This is a genomic window from Shewanella sp. P1-14-1 (genome assembly GCF_001401775.1).
Classification (GTDB): Bacteria; Pseudomonadota; Gammaproteobacteria; order Enterobacterales; family Shewanellaceae; genus Shewanella; species Shewanella japonica.
Map to the genome: position 1 here is coordinate 114,232 of NZ_LKTL01000016.1, position 18,670 is coordinate 132,901.

An 18,670-nucleotide genomic window follows, 5' to 3' on the forward strand; every position below is an offset into this window, starting at 1 on the left:
CAAGCATTGCGGGTTTTTTGTGTCAATTTAGTGATGAAAAATCAGTATCAATTTCTTGCTGTAATTTCTCTAACTCATCTAGGATGCGTAAAAACTTTTGGCCAAAGTCAGTTACCTTGTACTCAACTCTTGGTGGAAGCTCGTTGAAAGTGATTTTTTCTAAAATACCAAACTCAACATTTCGCTTTAAACACACATTGAGCACTTTTGTGGTTAAGCCCTCAACATGACTAACCATAGCCCCAGGTCGATTGATACCATTTGCCAATAACTGATACACGGTCAGTGACCACTTACATCCATAAATCGCTTCAACCATACGCGCACTTTTATTGGGTGCTGACTTCTTTGAAAATAAATTTTCTTTTGTTTTCATAAATATGTACCAATAAGTACCTATGACACTAAATTGTGCCTACTTTTCAATAGCCTAAAGCGTTTATTAAACTGAGTCTATAGGCAATATAACTCAAACAATTTGGAGTCAACTGATGAATAATTTAACACCATCACTCGATGCGTTTTCAGCCATCGTCTTAGGCGGTTCAAGTGGCATAGGGTTAGCAAGTGCTAAGCGTTTGCTTGCTCAAGGCATCAACACCTTAATTGTCGGCAGTTCAGTAGATAAATTAATCGCAGCTAAAACCGTATTAGATGAAATACCTTCAACAGCCTCACTACAAACCCTGCAAGCAGATTTATATCAAGGTGATGATATCGCACGACTCATCAGTATCATTGAACAAGCACAGCATCACATTCAATACTTTGTTAACGCAGCAGGTAAATTCATCCCTACCGCCTTTTTAGACCACCAGCAATCAGATTACGATAGTTATATAAACCTGAATCGTGCGAGCTTTTTTATCTCCCAAGCAATCGCTAAAAACATGCGTCAATATCAAGCTGGCGCAATTGTACATGTTGGCTCAATGTGGGCTAAACAAGCGATTAAAGCAACGCCATCATCTGCTTACTCTATGGCAAAAGCGGGTTTGCACTCACTAACTCAGCATATGGCAATGGAGCTAGCTGAATACAATATTCGAGTGAATGCAGTCTCCCCCGCTGTGGTTAACACCCCTATCTATGGGGCATTCATTGAACCTGATGCAATCGATGAAACCTTAGCCTCTTTCAATAAGTTTCACCCCATTGGCAGAATTGGTACCTCAGATGATGTAGCGGCAACAATCGACTTTTTACTCAGTGAGCAATCCAGTTGGGTTACAGGCGCCATATGGGATATTGACGGCGGAGTAATGGCAGGTAGGAATTAACCACAAAACAGAATATCTTCTCGATTTTCTAACCAAAGCGGATGTTTAGTCATGACTTTACTGAACATCTTGCTTTGCAAATAACGATTCAGCCAAATACGTAAATGAGGATATGGAGCGTGTAGATACCATTGGCGCTCAACCCGGGCAAACTGACGAATAAACGGCAGTATCGCAATATCTGCTAAGCTTTCTCTATCAGCCATTAAAAAGCGATGCTGTGACAGTAATTCTTCCAACTTAACGATGTACTTTTCGCAAGCTTGTCTGCATTCCACAATATTAGATTCACTATAACGTTTAGCGCATTTGTAGTTTTCTAAACAGCGCTTAAACTCGCTATCAAAGGTGTAGATTAGCGCCAACATGCTATCTAAAGTGTCATCATCGGCAAACAACAAGTCATCAGGATCGCCTTGGGTCAACGCCCATAACATCACTTCAAAACTTTCTTCTATAATAGTACCCGTTGGGGTCACAACGACTGGCACAGTGCCTTTAGGCGATACCGATAGCATTTCAGCGGGTTTGTCGCTTAATACTAAGTCACGCAGTAATACAGGCTGTTTTGACTTATAAATGGCAATACGAGCTCGCATTGCAAACGGACAATTTCTTAACGAGTAGATTACAGGTAAATCCATGATTTTATTCATTGTTGTCTTGCTTCCCTTACAACTTATATACGGGTTTACTAATTAATTATGTACTTTAACCATATTCATTCGCAACATATACGGGTAACATCCCCCCATTAAAATTAACTGAGAACCTTATAAAGCATGAAACCTAAGATTGAATTATTAGCCCCAGGTGGTGATGTCGATGCAATTAAAGCGGCCATTATAGCTGGAGCAGATGCTGTTTATTGCGGCCTAGATACTTTTAATGCCCGTAACCGTGCTGCTAATATTTCATTCGATCAGTTAGTTGGGATAATTAGATTGGCTCATCAATATGACTGCCAAATATTTTTAACCTTGAACATTGTGATTTTAGAGCAAGAGTTCAAAACTCTCATAAAACTACTCAACAAATTGGTTAACACCACATTAGACGGCGTTATCGTTCAAGATATGGGCTTACTGTACGTATTGCGTAAGCACTTCCCTACGCTGGATATTCATGCATCAACTCAGTTAACCACTCATAATGCTGGCCAAATTCCATTTTTAAAGACCTTAGGTGCAACCCGAGTTAACTTATCTCGAGAATTAAACTTAAGAGAAATAACCGCACTTGCCACAGTAGCAAAAGAGCACGATACCTTATTAGAGGTGTTTGTTCATGGCTCATTGTGTGTGGCATTTTCAGGGCTTTGTTACTCAACCTCTGCTAGTGCGGGTAACTCAGGTAACCGTGGCCGCTGCAGCCAAGCTTGTCGTGAAGAATACGAAACCACAGAGTCGGGCAATAACTTCCCGTTAAACATTAAAGATAACTCAGCATTTTTTGACTTACCTAAACTCATTGATGCGGGGGTTTATTCCTTTAAAGTTGAAGGTCGGATCAAAGGCGCAAGCTACGTCCATACCGTTATCGACAGTTTCCGTAAGCAAATCGATGGCTATATAGAAACCGGAGAACTCACACAAGATGGCGAACGACTTTATAAAGTCTTTAACCGTGATTTCACCAATGCATTTTTACGTGGTGACTTAAACCAATCGATGTTTATTGATAACCCTCGTGATAACTCTAAAAATCACTTGGTCGATAAACTTAAAGCCGAAAAAGGCGAATCGATTTCAGTAGTCCAAATCCATGACGCACAGCAACAATTGCAAGTGGATAAAAAACAAATCAATGCCTCGGTCGATGACAAAATTGCGCATTTGAGTATTGAAAAAATTAAACTCAAGTTAACGTTTGCCAGCGAACAAGAAAAGCCCTTAACACTGACAGTAACCACTGAGCAAAATAGCAGTGATTTAAGTGATATTGACTCAAAGACAATTGTGTTGAGTTCAACCAGTTTAATGCGTCCGAGTGAAAAATTAAGCGTTGATCAAGAAGCCATTGAAAAGCGCTTTAAAAATATTAATAACGCCAACTATGATTTAGTCGAGTTAAACACCCAAGACCTCACTGATGGCATGAGTATCCCTTATCGTGAAATCACCACGCTGAAAAATGAGTTATTAGCTTATTTGAACGATGGTATTGAAGTCATCCCAGAAGTGGAATTGCCAAAGCTTGCACGCCACCCAAAACCTGAAGGCCAAAAGCCGGCGCTTTCAATGTTGATTTGTGATGAAGCCGACGCAGATTTAGCCAACATCACTGACGGGGATATTTATTTTAAATTACCCGATGCTTATAAACGTGGTTGCACCAAGTATGTCGACTTTTTACAGCAAAATCCTCGTCTAATACCTTGGTTCCCGCCTGTGCTAATTGGTAAAGATTACGATGTCGCATTGAATATTCTTGAGCAAGTGAAGCCGCCGTTAATCGTTACGAACAATACAGGTATCGCTTATCATGCTAATCGATTAGGCATTAAGTGGATTGCTGGCCCCTTCCTAAATACGACTAATTCATATGCACTATTAGCATTACAAGAAGGCTTTGATTGTGCTGGCGCCTTTATTTCAAACGAAATAAATCGCCAACAAATTAAGCAAATAGCCAGACCAAATAACTTTAAGATGCTCTACAGTATTTATCATCCAATTTTATTAATGGCTAGCCGTCAGTGTTTCTTCCAGCAAAGTGTTGGCTGTGAAAAGCCAAGAATTGATAATGGCTGTATGTTGTCCTGTGACAAATCAACTAGCATCAAAAACCTGAAAGGCGACTCATTTGCCATTGATAAACAAAAAGCAGGTTACCCAAGTATTTATAATCAAGATCAATTTTTAAATACTGACATTATTGACGATTTAAGCCATATGTTTGATGGCTTTATGATTGATCTAACCAATATTGGTGCTGGTGATAGAGAATCACCTGATAAAATGGCGCTCATTAAGCAATTTGAAGCCTTACTCGATGGGCAACGTAATGCCAGTGATACGTTAGCCAAAATGGTCCCAGAGTCTACTTATCTGCAATACCAAAATGGTTTGTAAGTCTGACGGCATTATGACTTAGCAATAAAGATACTATCTAGCCCTGCTTATATTTTGCAGGGCTTTTTTATGCTCATAACAAACTGAAAACCTTAAATTTAACGCCAGCCCACACAAAAACCTGCAACAAATTGTATCACCTAACATTAACTCAATTGTTCATTAATCCCGTTTAAACACTTGTTTAAATTAAGGTTTTTATACTCCTTAGCATATCCTCCTAAAAAATACCTCTAAGCAGTTGTTTTAGCTACTTTAAATCTCATTAAGTTTGCATTACATTCTTGACACATTTTGAGATAAGCATCACATTTAGCTCATTTTTGCGATGTCAGCAGTTAATAATAAGAAGAACTATGAATAGTCATACTGCAAGCAATAAAGAATATTTATTTCCATCAGATACCCCACTCGTTTCCAGTACCGATCCCAAAGGGATTATTACCCATTGCAACCAAGCTTTTATCGATACCAGTGGTTATAGCCGCGAAGAGCTCATTGGTAAACCGCACAACCTAGTTCGCCACCCTGATATGCCAGCAGCCGTTTTCGCCACCATGTGGAAGACACTTAAAGCAGGAAAAGTGTGGATGGGGCTAGTTAAAAACCGCCGCAAAAATGGCGATTACTATTGGGTCAGCGCGTTTGTTACCCCAGTATATGATGGCAAAACCTTAGTGGGTTATGAGTCAGTTCGAGTTAGCGCCGAACCATCAGAAAAACAGCGAGCGACTAAGGCTTATTTACGGATTCTCGCAGGGAAATCAGCAGCCCCATTAATGACTCAGCTAATTCATCATCTGGTAAAGATACTGCCAATTGTTCTACCTAGCCTAGCGCTGATGGGATACTTCGGCTTTCAAGGCAATCACACTGGGTTATTTGCAACGCTGGCAACAGCTTTGCTTAGCAGCTTATGGAGTCTTAAACAACAAGCCGGTCATTGGCAGCACCTACTGGATATCAGCCCTAAATCGTTCGCAGACGCTACCGTAGCCCAAACCTACTTTGACGATGTCGGCATGAGTGCTCAAGCAAAGCTTGCCTTTATCAGCGAAATGGCAAGGTGTCGCACTGCGTTAACTCGCATTAACGAGTCGGTTTCTGGTTTAGGTGACATCTCCAATATCAGTAAAACCCAAGTCGCCGTAACTCAGACCTCCGTAGAACAACAAGGTATTGCCACACAACAGATTGCTTCAGCGATCACCGAAATGTCTCAAGCGATTCAAGAAGTCGCCCAAAAAATTGAGGAAAACTCTCATAGCGCTGAAAACGCCATTCAATTTGTGGATGCAGGTTCAAAGCTGGCTGATGAATCCTTGTCATCGATTCATCAACTCAGTCATACCGTCGACAGCATTGCTGTTACCGTTAAGGAATTAGCTGACTCAACCGCTGAAATCGGTCAAGCTGCTAATCTCATTTCATCCATTGCAGATCAAACCAACCTATTAGCGTTAAATGCTGCTATTGAAGCGGCTCGCGCAGGTGAGCAAGGCCGCGGTTTTAGTGTGGTTGCTGATGAAGTCCGCGCCCTAGCTTTAAAAACTCGCGAATCAACCGACCAAATTCACAGCGTCATTAACCAGCTATCACAAAGAACTACCAGCGCTGTAGAAATGTCGACCCAAGGTGAGCTTGCAGCAAAACACGGTGTGGAAGTCGTTGAAAATACCCGTAATGCCCTGAATGAAATTAAAGATGCGGTGGTTAACATTACCGATATGACCTTTCAAATGTCCTCTGCTGTTGAAGAACAAAGCGCCGTGGCCGAACACATTAACCAACAGATTATCGATATCGCAGACGGCGCATCTGAAACTGCCAATGCAGCGAATAAGTCACTTACAGCCAGTGAATCACTTGAAAACACTATCGGCATTTTTCATTCGCTGATCAGACGATTTAGAGTTTAAAAGTTTGGTGCGCGGCGCGCTACACTCCCCCGTGAGTGCTGCGCATCAAGCTTTCTTGTTGTATTAATATAACCCTGCCCTACAGCCCTAGCACTATGATGACCGAGTCGTTATAATCCCAGTCTTAATGCAGACCCACCTCTTTCAAACCTAGGAGCTATTTTTGGCACACACTTACATCCCATTAGATGCATACAAGCGCAAGTGGATTTTTAACCATAAAGATTTGCCTGTGTTAGATACAGATAAAGCGTTAATCAAGCCACTTACCGATAAGAGTGCAATGACTGTCTGGAATCAATGGATAAGTAATAAGTGTAATCGTGCTGAATTATTCTCTAAAGGAGATTGGGCGGCCAAACAAGACGCTTGGAAACAAACTGAACATTGGCAATCTGCATGGGACTCTGATGACAATGCATTGCTAGAGCCCATTGCTGAATTTATCGATTGGGACGACGATACCCAAGTGTTCTTCTGCTACGAAAAATATCAAATTATTGAAACCACTTGGGCGGTGTTTGCCCGTAATTGGAAAGCATTTTTGTTTTTCGATGACGGTCCAATCCTGATTGCTCCCAAGAAAAAACAAGCAATCATGTTTGAACAAAATGGACAATATAAGCTAGGGATGCGCAGCTAAAAACCGATTAGCCACGTTTACTCAAACTTATCAACGTGGCAAGGGCCTGTTGATCTTTCAAGGTTATTTTTGCAGCGAATTGTTATCCATTTATACAAGGCAGAGACTTTGTGGTGTAGTTATTCTACATAAAAAGTCGATAACGCAGTAAAAATGGACAACAAACGCAGCCCAAAGGGTTCGACTAAAAGTGTTTTACTCTTTGTTGGATGCATCTTTTTTTTAAAAGAAGTGCTTAGATGACTAGGCATCAATCCATCCGCCTTAATTAAAACGCTTTTATTTCGAACAAAACTTAACCAGCAAAGATCAACAGGCCCTATCAATACAATTATAAAATGAGTCCTCTATGAAAGCATTTTCAACAATCGCTCTAACCGCTGTTCTTTCAACAAGTTTATTTTCATCGACGCTAGTACAAGCTAAAACCGTATCAGGTGTCGAACTTGAAGATAACCTGACAATCGCAGAGCAGTCTCTTGCATTAAATGGCGCAGGTGTACGCAGTAAATTCTTTATGGATTTGTATGTTGGCAGCCTCTATATCGCAACGCCAGCAACCGATTTAACGTCTGTATTAGCACAACCAATAGCAGTTGTTCGCCTTAACATCACCTCAGGTATGATCACCTCAGATAAAATGGTCGATGCCATTAACGAGGGTTTTGATAGCGCAACTGACGGTGACATTAGTCCAATACAAGCTGAAATCACTCAGTTTATGGGCCTATTTACTGAAGAAGTCAGCAAAGGGGATCAATTTACCTTTGTTACTCATAAAAGTGCTGGCGTAACCAGTTTTAAAAACGGCGTTGAACAAGCCACTATTGAAGGCGAAGCGTTTAGACAAGCATTGCTGAAGATTTGGTTAGGTGACGACCCAGCTCAAAAGAGCCTACGCAAGAATATGTTAGCGAATTAGCCCTCGCTATTCTTGCAATAAAAAAAGCGACCTAATGGTCGCTTTTTTTATTGTTCAAAACAATCTAATTATTGACTGATTAAAACTTAATATCGAACGCTAAACCAATAGCTGCTTGATTTTCTAGCTCATCAGTCACTTCAGGCTGACTTAACTCCATTTCACTGTTAAAGAAGTAACCGCCATAAGCATTCACTGTCGCTTTATCACTGATATTCCAGCCCGCTCTTAAAAAGCTCACCCACTCTTCCACTTCAATGGTTTGCTCAGCATCTGAAATCAAAAAGCGCTCTGTGCGTCGAGATGTCCCTAATCCAAAATCCCACTTTTCATTCAAATTATAAGTCAACTCAAGACCAGCAGGTCCACTAAAGCCCGCTTCAAAGGGGTTACCTAGCGTTAACTTATCAGTAATTTTCCAGCGCACGGCAATGTAAGGTACAGTTTTAACTTCTGAAATATCATTAAGATATGCCACACCAAAGCCGAGCATGTTGCCAGACTCAAAACGATACATCGCCGAGCCAACTACACCATAGCTTTGTGCATCTGAAGATGATGCGGTATTGGCATAAGAATATTGCAGCTTAGGCGCAACCATAAACATCCAATTTTGATTTGGACGGTAAATAAGTGACAAACCCGCACTGTATTTATTGATTGAACTCCAAGGCGTGACTTGGCCGTTCAACACACCGCTATCGATGTTTTTAAAGCCATAATCTAAATTGTCATAACCAATATTAGCGCCGATCATCCACTCTTTGTTGATAGGCATCGCACCCGATAACTTTAAGCGCCAAACATCACGTTGTAACTCTGCGTTAGTGTCACCCACTTGGGCTGAGTCTGTGGAAGTGCGCGAGACATGAAACTTAAACGGGGAATAATCTCTCGCGATAACTTGAGGAGCAAGGAGAAGTCCAGCAAGCGCTGTTAACTTAACCACTTTTTTAACAGAACTTACGTCAAGCTGATTAGCCTGGAACAAGCTTGGAATAACTTTCATTAACTGCTTCCTTTCTCATTATTATTGTGGTCGAAATGATTAATACTCAATAGCAAAAGGTAATACCAAGGCACTACCAATTTGGATCACAATTTCAATATATTATGAGATATTACACAGTTTTAGCATGACACAAAAGCACTGATTTACATTCAAATCTTAAATACGGTGAGCCGTTAAAAATAGGTTAACGCTATCGTTTATATATTGCTCTCGATCTGCAATTAAATCGCTCACATCTAAGCCTAGCTCTAGTCGAAGCTTTACCTCACCAAACAACATTAAACATAACCTCACGGCACAGTCATGCGGCTTTTCAAAATAAAAAACGCCTTGTTTGTTGACTTCATCCAAGTACTCACTTAATAAGCCCAATATGTGTTTTGGGCCAGCATCAAAATAAAGCTTGGATAAATTCGGGTGAGTTTCAGCATGAGCCAAACAGGTTTTAAATACAGCAACGACTTCATCACTAATGATTAGCTCGCCAAACTGGTGCGCAAAAGTACGAATTGTATTTTCAGGATTTGTTGCGTCTTCTAGTAAGTTGCCCGTTAACTGATGAACAACACATTTAGATTCGATAGCAGCAATAAACAACTCATCTTTAGAGCCATAGTGAGAATAAACCGTTTGCTTTGATACGCCTGCCTTCTTCGCCACCATATCCATACTGGTGCTCGGAAAGCCTTGAACACAAAAAAGCTCAATGGCCGATTGTAGTATCGTTGCTTTTTTTTGCTCACTTCTTGTTCGCGGCAAGTCATGATTACATGTCACTGGAATATCAGAAATTTTGCTCATAAACTCTTCTTTTTTGTCTCAACAGGCGCACGTTATCGCCTTACAACTAAACAACAACGATAACATTTAATCACAAATTAGACTGGACAGTCTAGTTTTTTGGCCATAAACTAAGCCTAAAATGGACTAGACAGTCTAGTTTTAATTATTGAGCATCACACAGATGTCATTCGCAGGTCAATACAATAGCTATGATTTGCCTTGGAAGTTGCATTAGCAATAGGAATGTTCCCATGAAAACAGCGACGCGTTCATTATCCGCACTCAGTATTGTCATTTCATTTTTGCTGCTAAGTGGTTGCGGCAATGATGAAACCATCTCAACGCCTTCTGTGGCTGTGCCGAATGTCATCACCCAACCCTTACGGTTTAATTCAAGTTATCAACATCAGCAAAGTTACACAGGCACTGTCCGCTCAGCTGATACCACAGGTGTAGGATTTGAACTTGCAGGCAAGCTAAGTGACATTATCGTCGACAGCGGTGATACTGTGATTAAAGGGCAAAAGCTTGCCACCTTAAACACCCAATTACTTGAAGCTGAGCTGCAACAATTAAGTGCATCACTGCAACAAACCCAAGCGGATTTAGATTTAGCCCAAAGTAACTTGGAACGCTCCATTGAGCTCAAAAAAAAGCAGTATGTTTCTGAGCAGCAATTCGATGAAACCCAGCAGCAAGTCGCTAGTCTTTTAGCCAATCAAAAACGCCTTAAAGCCTCGCTATACGCCACAGAACTTAAACTTGAGAAATCAACATTAGTCGCTCCATTTAATGGCACCATCAGCAAACGTCATCATAATTTAGGTGAAGTGATCGCGTTAGGTAGCCCAGTGTTTACCTTAATCGGCACAAATCAACAGCAAGCCTATATTGGTGTTCCCCATAGCGTCGCTCAAACGCTTAAATCAAATCAAGTCGTTGATATTCGCATTGGAGACCAAACCCATAAAGGCTTAATCGCTGGTATCAGCGCCGAAATAGACCCTGTCACTCGTACTGTTCAATTACGTATCGACTTACCCAACAATAGCCAAGTGATTAATGGCGAAATTGCCTACCTTGAGTATCAACAGCAAATTGCTGATGCGGGATATTGGGTGCCAATCTCATCGCTTACCGACGGTGTTAGAGGCTTATGGAATGTCTTTGTGGTCACGAAAAATGAACAAGGACAAGCCCGAATAGAACGCCGAGACGTTGATATTTTATATACCACAGAAAAACAAGCTTACATCAATGGTGCGATTCAAAAAGACGATGTAATTATTACTCAAGGCTTGCATAAACTGGTGGTAGGACAGCGTGTAAATCCCACTTCTGAGACTGTGGCGAGGTCATTATGATTAAGGCCTTTGTCGAAAACGGCAGACTCGCAAGTCTTATGATTGCATTACTATTGGTGGCTGGTTTAGGCGCTATTAGTAGTTTGCCTCGCACAGAAGATCCCACCATAACCAATCGCTTTGCTTCGGTTATTACCCAGTACCCTGGCGCTTCAGCTGAACGTGTCGAAGCGTTAGTCACTGAAGTATTAGAAAATGAGCTGCGCCGCCTAGAAGAGCTAAAGCTGGTTCAATCCACTTCCCGTCCTGGCATTTCAGTGATTCAATTGGAGTTAAAAGACACGGTACTTGATACTGCTCCCGTATGGTCTAGAGCCCGAGATCTCATTGCAGACAGTAAATATCAACTGCCCACATCGGCGCAAAATAGTTTATTGGACGATCAAACAGGCTATGCCAACACAGCCATTTTAGGCTTGGTATGGAACAGCGACACCTCCATCCGTACTGATGTGCTAAACCGCTACGCTAAAGAATTACAAAGCAAACTTCGGGTATTAAACGGCACTGACTTTGTAAAATTATCAGGCACACCTGATGAAGAAATATTAGTAGAACTTGATGGCAATAAAATCAGCCAACTCAAGTTAACCCCAGCAAGCATTGCAAGCATTCTGTCAAACGCTGACAGTAAAATTTCAGCAGGTGAAATCAATAACGCCACATTTAAAGCCTTAATTGAGGTATCAGGTGAGCTAGATTCCATTACTCGGGTCAGCGAAGTACCGCTAAAAATTGATGCAAGCGGCCAGATTATTCGCCTTGGTGACGTGGCGAATGTCAGTCGTCAACAGAAAACCCCTGCAACCAGCATCGCATTAATTAATGGCGAACCTGGGGTACTAGTGTCGGCACGTATGATTGATAATAACCGTGTTGATAAATGGCAAGCTCAAGTGAGTCAGGTAGTTGAAAGCTATAGTGCAAACCTGCCTGCCAACATTGATGTGCAATGGCTATTTGATCAACAAGGTTATACCAGTGTTCGTCTTGGCGACTTAGTCATCAATCTGATCCAAGGATTTTTGATCATTCTTTTTGTACTTATGTTAACACTTGGGCTGCGTAACGCCGTTATTGTGGCGCTATCACTACCGCTAACTGCGCTCTTCACCCTTGCTTGCATGAAATACACCGGCTTACCCATCCATCAAATGTCAGTCACAGGCTTAGTGGTTGCTCTTGGGATCATGGTTGATAACGCCATTGTGATTGTCGATGCCATTGCCCAGCGCCGCAAGCAAGGGCTAACCAAGCTTGAGGCTGTGAGTAAAACCTTGCATCACCTTTGGTTGCCTTTAGCTGGCTCTACTATCACCACGATGTTAGCTTTTGCGCCAATTGTACTCATGCCTGGCGCTGCTGGTGAGTTTGTCGGTGGCATTGCTATTTCAGTCATGTTCGCTTTGTTAGGGTCTTACCTCATTTCCCACACGATTATTGCAGGCCTTGCGGGACGCTTTAGTCAAGATAACGAGTCCATGGCTTGGTACCAAAAAGGCATGGCCTTTCCTCGCCTAGGACACGCTTTTAAAGTCAGTTTACGCTTTGGCTTATCAAAACCCTTACTCACAGCCATACTCATCGGAATATTACCGGTATCGGGCTTTTATGCTTCGACTAAAATGACCGAGCAATTCTTTCCGCCTTCAGACCGAGATATGTTCCAAATTGAAGTCTATTTAGCGCCTCATGTCAGCCTAGATAACACCCTTAAACAAGTTAAAAGCATTGATGAACGTCTTGAGTCGATTGACGATGTTGAAATGATCACTTGGGTGGTTGGCGGTAATACACCTTCGTTTTATTACAACCTTACCCAACGTCAGCAAGGGGCAACAAACTATGCTCAAGCTATGGTGAAAGTCACTGATTTTAACGCTGCCAATAGATTGATTTTATCGCTGCAACAAGAATTTGATGCTGACTTCCCTCAGGCACAAATCTTGGTCAGAAAGCTTGAACAAGGCCCGCCATTTAATGCACCAGTAGAACTGCGGATCTATGGCCCGTCATTGGATACATTAAACCAGTTAGGCGAGCAAGCGCGTGGCTTACTGATGGACACAGAGGATGTGATTCATACCCGTGCCACCTTGAGTGCAGGATCACCTAAAGTCTGGTTACAAATAAACGAAGATGCCAGCTTAATGAGTGGTCTCAGTTTATCTGATATCGCTAAGCAAATAGAAATGGCGACCACAGGTATTATTGGCGGCAGCATTTTAGAACAAACGGAGTCATTACCTGTTCGAGTTAGGCTTGCTGATACGTCTAGAGAAGAAGCAACGCGTCTAGCAGAACTTAACTTAGTCTCTAGCCAAGGAGACACCATCCCGCTTTCAGCGGTATCACAAAACCAAATTAATGTGAGTCGTGGCGGTATTCCTCGTCGTAACGGCGAGCGAGTGAACACAATAGAAGCATACATTGTCAGTGGGGTTTTGCCCGGTAAGGTGCTTAATGACGTTAAAACAAAGTTAGAACAAATTGAGTTACCGTCTGGTTATCATCTTGAAATTGGTGGTGAAAGTGCCAAACGAGACGAAGCCGTTGGTAATTTGCTGTCCAATATCGTTGTGGTAGTCACACTGCTATTGGCCACTGTGGTGCTATCATTTAACTCATTTAGATTAACCGCCATTATCTTACTCAGTGCCTTCCAATCTGCTGGGCTTGGCTTACTAGCCGTTTACCTGTTTGGTTATCCGTTCGGCTTTACCGTCATCATTGGCTTATTGGGCCTAATGGGTCTGGCAATTAACGCTGCTATTGTGATTTTAGCTGAATTAGAAGACGTACCAGAGGCTCGGTTAGGCAATAAAGACACCATTATTGCCTTAGTGAGTGGCTGTGGCAGACACATTGGCTCAACCACTATCACCACCATTGGCGGCTTTTTACCCTTGATCATTGCTGGCGGTGGATTCTGGCCACCCTTTGCCATTGCAATTGCGGGCGGCACATTACTAACCACTATGCTGTCACTTATTTGGGTACCCACCATGTACCTTATTTTAATGAAGAAAAAACAACAGAATTCTGAAATATTGTCGCCCGTACAAGTTTAATATAATCAACTACTAACCAACAAAAAACGACGCATTAATGCGTCGTTTTTTATTATAGAATCGCCAATTACACATTCACGAATTTACTCAATCTAGACATGATCTCAATCAAGTCATCTTGGCATTATTTGCTCTAGATTGGAGTGACCTTTAATTCGGAAACTATCAAATGAACTATCGAAGTTGGTCTCTAACAAAACAAATAACGTACTTTTCTTTAGCGCTGACGGTTTTAGTCTTCAGCATCATTTCTTCCGTGTCATATTTCAGCTCATCAAACGTATTAAAAGAAAAAGCCATCGACTCGATGAACGAGCAAATGCAGAGCAATGCAGCGCTAATTGAGCTGCAGTACACAAGCTTACTTGCCCTAGCCCGCCGTAATGCCGACATACTACGTGCAATGTACCCTGGAAACTTTCACAAACCAGATCGCACCGTCAGAGTTTACAGCACTCAAACACCTGCCCTAGTACATGAAAAAGAGCAAATTAACGCCACCAAAAGTAAAGTAGATCGTTTTTCAAACTTAACTGGCGGCACAGCCACCATTTTTGTAAAAGACGGCGATGACTTTCTTCGTATTTCGACTTCACTGAAAAAAGCCGATGGTAAACGGGCATTGGCAACTTACCTAGGTAGTAGCCACCCAGGCTACCAAACATTGATAAACGGTAATGAATATGAAGGTTACGCCAAACTATTTGGTAAAGACTACATGACCGTTTACCGACCAATCAAAAATGCCAGCAATGAAGTCATCGGTATTTTGTATATTGGTTTTGATATCACCGACTCAATTTCCGAACTGCAAAAGACAATTAATAATCTCAAAGTTGAAGAAACGGGTCATTACATGTTGGTGCGCAACAATGACCAACGACTGATTTCGCATCCCAACTTCGCCACGGGTGAAGCATTAAATAGCGACATATTAAATGGCCTAGACATCAACCAATTATTGGGCCGCCACCAAAGCGTTGAATACGTTAACCACCAACAACAGCAAATGTTTGCTAACAGTATCAATATACCGGGGTGGAACTGGACATTAATCGGATTAACTCAAACCGCTGAGCTTAATAATGAGAGCCTACAACTCTTGTATATTACCACTGGTGTTGCCGTGTTAGGGATACTGCTAATAAGTGGGTTATTAGCTGCTCTGCAAATAAAAGCATTAGCGCCTTTGCAGCGTTTCCAGCAACAACTGAAAGCCTTAGGTAAAGGTGATTTATCCCAGCAATTTGAAGTCAGTGATCCTAATAGCAAGAACGAAATAGATTTAATTACGCTCAGTGCTGCCGACATGTCAAACAACTTAAAAGAGCTGATTTTCTCGCTGCAGCACTCAGTAGAGACCCTTGAGTCACAGGCTCAAAAAGCCCAAGAGATGGCAAGGTTAAATGGCGATGAATCGGCATCGTTAATGATGCAAACGAACCAAATTGCCACAGCAATTGAAGAGATGTCAGCTTCTATTCGAGATGTTGCTAGTCACTCGAACGAAGGGGCAATCAAGAGCCAACAAGTGGATCAATCCTCTCGTAGCGGTCATAAGCAGCTTACTGACGTTGTTGAGTCGCTGAATGCGCTTAAAACCCAGCTTAATGAAAGCCAAGATAACATTGAAAATGTCAGTAAAGAGAGTGAAGCGATTAATCAGGTCACAGAAGTGATTAATAGTATTGCCGAGCAAACTAATTTGCTCGCACTAAATGCTGCTATTGAAGCTGCTCGAGCAGGCGAGCAAGGACGAGGTTTTGCGGTTGTCGCTGACGAAGTAAGATCGTTAGCACAGCGCACGCAAAGTTCGATTTCCGAAATCAGTAAAACCATTGGCCAACTGCAAGCGCAAGTTAAGGTTACCAGCCAGCAAATGTCAGACAGCCATAGACTCGGCACTGAATCGGCAGAGCAAGGCTTTGAGACCAGTGAACAGTTAAGCCAAATCACCGTAAGTATTGGTGAGCTTGCCACCTTCACTAGCAGCATTGCGAGTGCAACAGAGCAGCAAAGTGCAGTCGCTGACGAAATCACCCGTAACCTACATCAAATATCGACACTCGCAAACGAAGGACAAGAACGCGCTAGCGAAACCGTCGATGTGGCTGATGGACTCAGTTCTCTTGCCAGCGAACTGAATACTAAAATTAATTTCTTTAAAATCTAATGCGTTTCTTTGAAATAATATCCTGATAACTCAGGTCTTTATAAAGGCATGTCCCATAGGTACATGCCTTTTTTATTTGAACAAACAGCCTAACAAACAGTGTATTTGATGTTAGTCCCTGGTGTTAAAAACGGAATCAATATGAAAAAACGAACTCTCGCAGCCCTTCTTGCATCTCACACTTTGGCTCTTGCTATTGGTTTTGGTGGTGGCATTTATGCCTTACCGATTTTAACTGCGCCTGATGCGCCTTCAAGTGAAAAAGTCGCATCGTTAGATACCCAACAACGCTACACAGCAGAGTTCACTCGAGACCTTAAAGACAGCGATGCACTGCACTGGGGAGAAGGAACAGTGATGATTGGCGATGATTACATTACCTTAAACGGTAAGCTATCGCCTGGGCCTGACTTTAAGGTATACCTTGCTAAAGAGTTTGTTGAAACAGAAGCCGACTTTAACCGCCTAAAGTCCTCTATGGTGCAAGTGGCTGACGTCAAAACTTTCGATAATTTTTTAGTGCCAATTACAAAGGATATTGATGTTGGCGATTACAATACCGTCATTATTTGGTGCGAAAGTTTCGGCCAATTTATTACTGCTGCTCAATATCAATAAAAGCAATTACCCCATAATCAATTCGCGATTTAGACTGTTCCTATTAAGAGTTAACATGAACAGCTGGCCTTCATTGAGTTAATAAAGCAATAAAAAACCCTGCACTATGGCAGGGTTTTTTATCAGCTCAAATTACTTACTTATCTTTTGCATCAGCTTCGCTGATACGATCTAAGTTTTCAGTGTTTTCAAGCCAAAGCGCATTAATGATGCCAAAAGCACAGGCTAGTAATACACCTAGTATCCAAGAGAAATACCACATAATGGCTCCTTAATTAATAAAGTGACGCTTTGTTCTTTTCAATAAACTCACGGTTTAGACGACCATACATCTTGAAGTACGTCCAAATGGTGTAGCTTAATACGATAGGTACAAAGATAATCGCAGCCCAAGTCATAACGTTCAGAGTCATTTCACTTGCTGTGGCATCCCACATTGTTAAGCTCACGTTTGGATCAAGCGATGAAGGCATGATGAACGGGAACATTGCTGCGCCACATGTCACGATAATACCTGCAATAGCGAGTGAGCTAAATAAGAATGCAAAGCCACTACGATTCAAACGACTAGCGAGTAATACAAGAATCGGCATAACTAGACCCAATACAGGGAATAACATTGTTAGCGGGTATTTATCGTAGTTAGCTAACCAAGCACCAGCTTCAACAGCAACGGTTTTAGTCGTTGGGTTTGAAGGGCCCGCAGTGTCGATTACCGAAGTAATAACATAGCCATCAATACCATTAACTAACCAAACACCTGCAGCAGCAAATAGTACCGTCACAAGTAAGCCACAAATTTGCGCCGCTTTAGCAGCACGAACACGTAGCTCACCTTCAGTTTTCATTTGAAGCCATGATGCACCTTGCATCATCACCATTAATGCACTGATTAAACCAGCAAGTAAACCGAATGGGTTTAATAAACCAATTAAGCCACCGTGGTATGTCGCACGTAAAAATTCGTCAAAATTAAACGGTACGCCTTGGAGTAAGTTACCAAACGCAACACCGATAATCAGTGGTGGAACAAATCCGCCAACGAATAACGCCCAATCCCACGACTTACGCCATCTTGGATCTTCAATTTTTGAGCGATAATCAAAACCAACAGGGCGTAGGAATAACGCAAACAGTACCAACATCATAGCCACATAGAAGCCAGAGAAAGATACACCGTAAACCATAGGCCAAGCAGCAAATAACGCACCACCAGCGGTGATTAACCAAACTTGGTTACCATCCCAGTGAGGAGCAATGGTGTTGATCATAATACGGCGGTCAGTGTCATCTTTACCAATGATAGGTAATAACGCACCCACACCCATATCAAAACCATCTGTCACAGCAAACCCAACTAGCAATACGCCAACCAGAGCCCACCAGATAAATCTTAGCATTTCATAATCAAACATAATCAGGTCCTCAGATTAAGCATCTTGGTTTTCAAAATGATATCTACCAGTCTTAAGGCTTGATGGGCCAAGACGAGCAAACTTAAACATTAAGAACAATTCAATCACTAATAGAATCGAGTAGAACACAGTGATAGAAATGATACTGAACCATAGATCAGACGTTGTTAGACTTGATGCAGACATAAAGGTCGGCAACACTTCTGAAATCGTCCAAGGTTGACGTCCGTACTCAGCCACGAACCAACCACACTCAATCGCAATCCAAGGTAGTGGTAAGCTGTATAGCGCCGCTTTAAGTACCCAAGGTTTTTCTTCAATCTTGTGACGCGTGCTTTGCCAGAATGCCGCAGCAAACACGAATAACATAATCACACCAGCACCAACCATCACACG

16 protein-coding genes are annotated in these 18,670 nt (G+C 42.0%); 9 read left to right on the top strand and 7 right to left on the bottom strand.

Annotated elements, in window-relative coordinates; translation table 11 throughout:
- Nucleotides 1-22: 22 nt before the first annotated feature.
- The gene (locus tag AN944_RS13110) at nt 23-376 is read right to left on the bottom strand and encodes a helix-turn-helix domain-containing protein (protein WP_055025080.1); all 354 of its coding nucleotides are present in this window, start codon (nt 374-376) and stop codon (nt 23-25) included.
- A gap of 115 nt (nt 377-491) precedes the next feature.
- On the opposite strand from AN944_RS13110, the gene AN944_RS13115 reads away from it, so the two are divergent.
- Nucleotides 492-1,280, top strand: a complete 789-nt coding sequence (locus AN944_RS13115; protein ID WP_055025081.1) for an SDR family NAD(P)-dependent oxidoreductase — start codon at nt 492-494, stop codon at nt 1,278-1,280.
- Here AN944_RS13115 and AN944_RS13120 read toward each other — a convergent pair.
- Entirely contained in the window at nt 1,277-1,936 is a 660-nt protein-coding gene (locus AN944_RS13120; RefSeq protein ID WP_055025082.1) for a glutathione S-transferase, read from the bottom strand. The two genes, AN944_RS13115 and AN944_RS13120, sit on opposite strands and share 4 nt — an antisense overlap.
- 126 nt (nt 1,937-2,062) lie before the next feature.
- Between AN944_RS13120 and AN944_RS13125 the strand changes: the two genes are divergently transcribed.
- The 4 genes from AN944_RS13125 (at nt 2,063) to AN944_RS13140 (ending at nt 7,838) form a co-directional block, all read left to right on the top strand.
- Nucleotides 2,063-4,354 (top strand): peptidase U32 family protein, encoded by a 2,292-nt coding sequence (locus AN944_RS13125; protein ID WP_055025083.1) that lies wholly within the window; start codon nt 2,063-2,065, stop codon nt 4,352-4,354.
- 356 nt (nt 4,355-4,710) lie between these two features.
- On the top strand, nt 4,711-6,273 hold the full coding sequence (locus AN944_RS13130; protein WP_055025084.1) for a PAS domain-containing methyl-accepting chemotaxis protein: 1,563 nt from the start codon (nt 4,711-4,713) through the stop codon (nt 6,271-6,273).
- 163 nt (nt 6,274-6,436) lie between these two features.
- A complete protein-coding gene (locus AN944_RS13135; protein WP_055025085.1) occupies nt 6,437-6,916 on the top strand; it encodes a DUF2947 domain-containing protein in 480 nt (159 codons plus the stop codon).
- A 349-nt stretch (nt 6,917-7,265) separates the two neighbouring features.
- Nucleotides 7,266-7,838, top strand: coding sequence for a chalcone isomerase family protein (locus AN944_RS13140; protein WP_055025086.1), 573 nt, complete (start codon nt 7,266-7,268; stop codon nt 7,836-7,838).
- Between the two features lie 79 nt (nt 7,839-7,917).
- Here AN944_RS13140 and AN944_RS13145 read toward each other — a convergent pair whose 3' ends face one another.
- Together AN944_RS13145 and AN944_RS13150 are read right to left on the bottom strand one after the other, a co-directional pair.
- A complete protein-coding gene (locus AN944_RS13145; protein WP_055025087.1) occupies nt 7,918-8,847 on the bottom strand; it encodes a DUF6268 family outer membrane beta-barrel protein in 930 nt (309 codons plus the stop codon).
- A 159-nt stretch (nt 8,848-9,006) separates the two neighbouring features.
- Nucleotides 9,007-9,651, bottom strand: a complete 645-nt coding sequence (locus AN944_RS13150) for a TetR/AcrR family transcriptional regulator (protein WP_055025088.1) — start codon at nt 9,649-9,651, stop codon at nt 9,007-9,009.
- Nucleotides 9,652-9,884: 233 nt separating this feature from the next.
- Here AN944_RS13150 and AN944_RS13155 point away from each other — a divergent pair, with 233 nt between their 5' ends.
- From AN944_RS13155 to AN944_RS13170, 4 genes are all read left to right on the top strand, one after another.
- Nucleotides 9,885-10,997 carry an efflux RND transporter periplasmic adaptor subunit gene (locus AN944_RS13155; RefSeq protein ID WP_055025089.1) on the top strand — a complete coding sequence of 371 codons (1,113 nt, stop codon included), beginning with the start codon at nt 9,885-9,887 and terminating at the stop codon, nt 10,995-10,997.
- Nucleotides 10,994-14,068 carry an efflux RND transporter permease subunit gene (locus AN944_RS13160; protein ID WP_055025090.1) on the top strand — a complete coding sequence of 1,025 codons (3,075 nt, stop codon included), beginning with the start codon at nt 10,994-10,996 and terminating at the stop codon, nt 14,066-14,068. Before AN944_RS13155 ends, AN944_RS13160 begins: the two co-directional genes overlap by 4 nt.
- 169 nt (nt 14,069-14,237) lie before the next feature.
- Nucleotides 14,238-16,241 (top strand): methyl-accepting chemotaxis protein, encoded by a 2,004-nt coding sequence (locus tag AN944_RS13165; protein WP_055025091.1) that lies wholly within the window; start codon nt 14,238-14,240, stop codon nt 16,239-16,241.
- A gap of 141 nt (nt 16,242-16,382) precedes the next feature.
- Nucleotides 16,383-16,859 carry a DM13 domain-containing protein gene (locus AN944_RS13170; protein ID WP_055025092.1) on the top strand — a complete coding sequence of 159 codons (477 nt, stop codon included), beginning with the start codon at nt 16,383-16,385 and terminating at the stop codon, nt 16,857-16,859.
- 136 nt (nt 16,860-16,995) lie between these two features.
- On the opposite strand, the gene cydX is transcribed toward AN944_RS13170, so the two are convergent.
- From cydX to AN944_RS13180, 3 genes are all read right to left on the bottom strand, one after another.
- Complete coding sequence (gene cydX / locus AN944_RS21315) at nt 16,996-17,121, bottom strand: cytochrome bd-I oxidase subunit CydX (protein ID WP_063124246.1); 126 nt, start codon at nt 17,119-17,121, stop codon at nt 16,996-16,998.
- Between the two features lie 13 nt (nt 17,122-17,134).
- The gene (cydB, locus tag AN944_RS13175; protein ID WP_055025093.1) at nt 17,135-18,274 is read right to left on the bottom strand and encodes a cytochrome d ubiquinol oxidase subunit II; all 1,140 of its coding nucleotides are present in this window, start codon (nt 18,272-18,274) and stop codon (nt 17,135-17,137) included.
- 15 nt (nt 18,275-18,289) lie between these two features.
- Nucleotides 18,290-18,670: cytochrome ubiquinol oxidase subunit I (locus AN944_RS13180; protein WP_200913374.1), on the bottom strand; the 381-nt coding region annotated here is incomplete at its 5' end.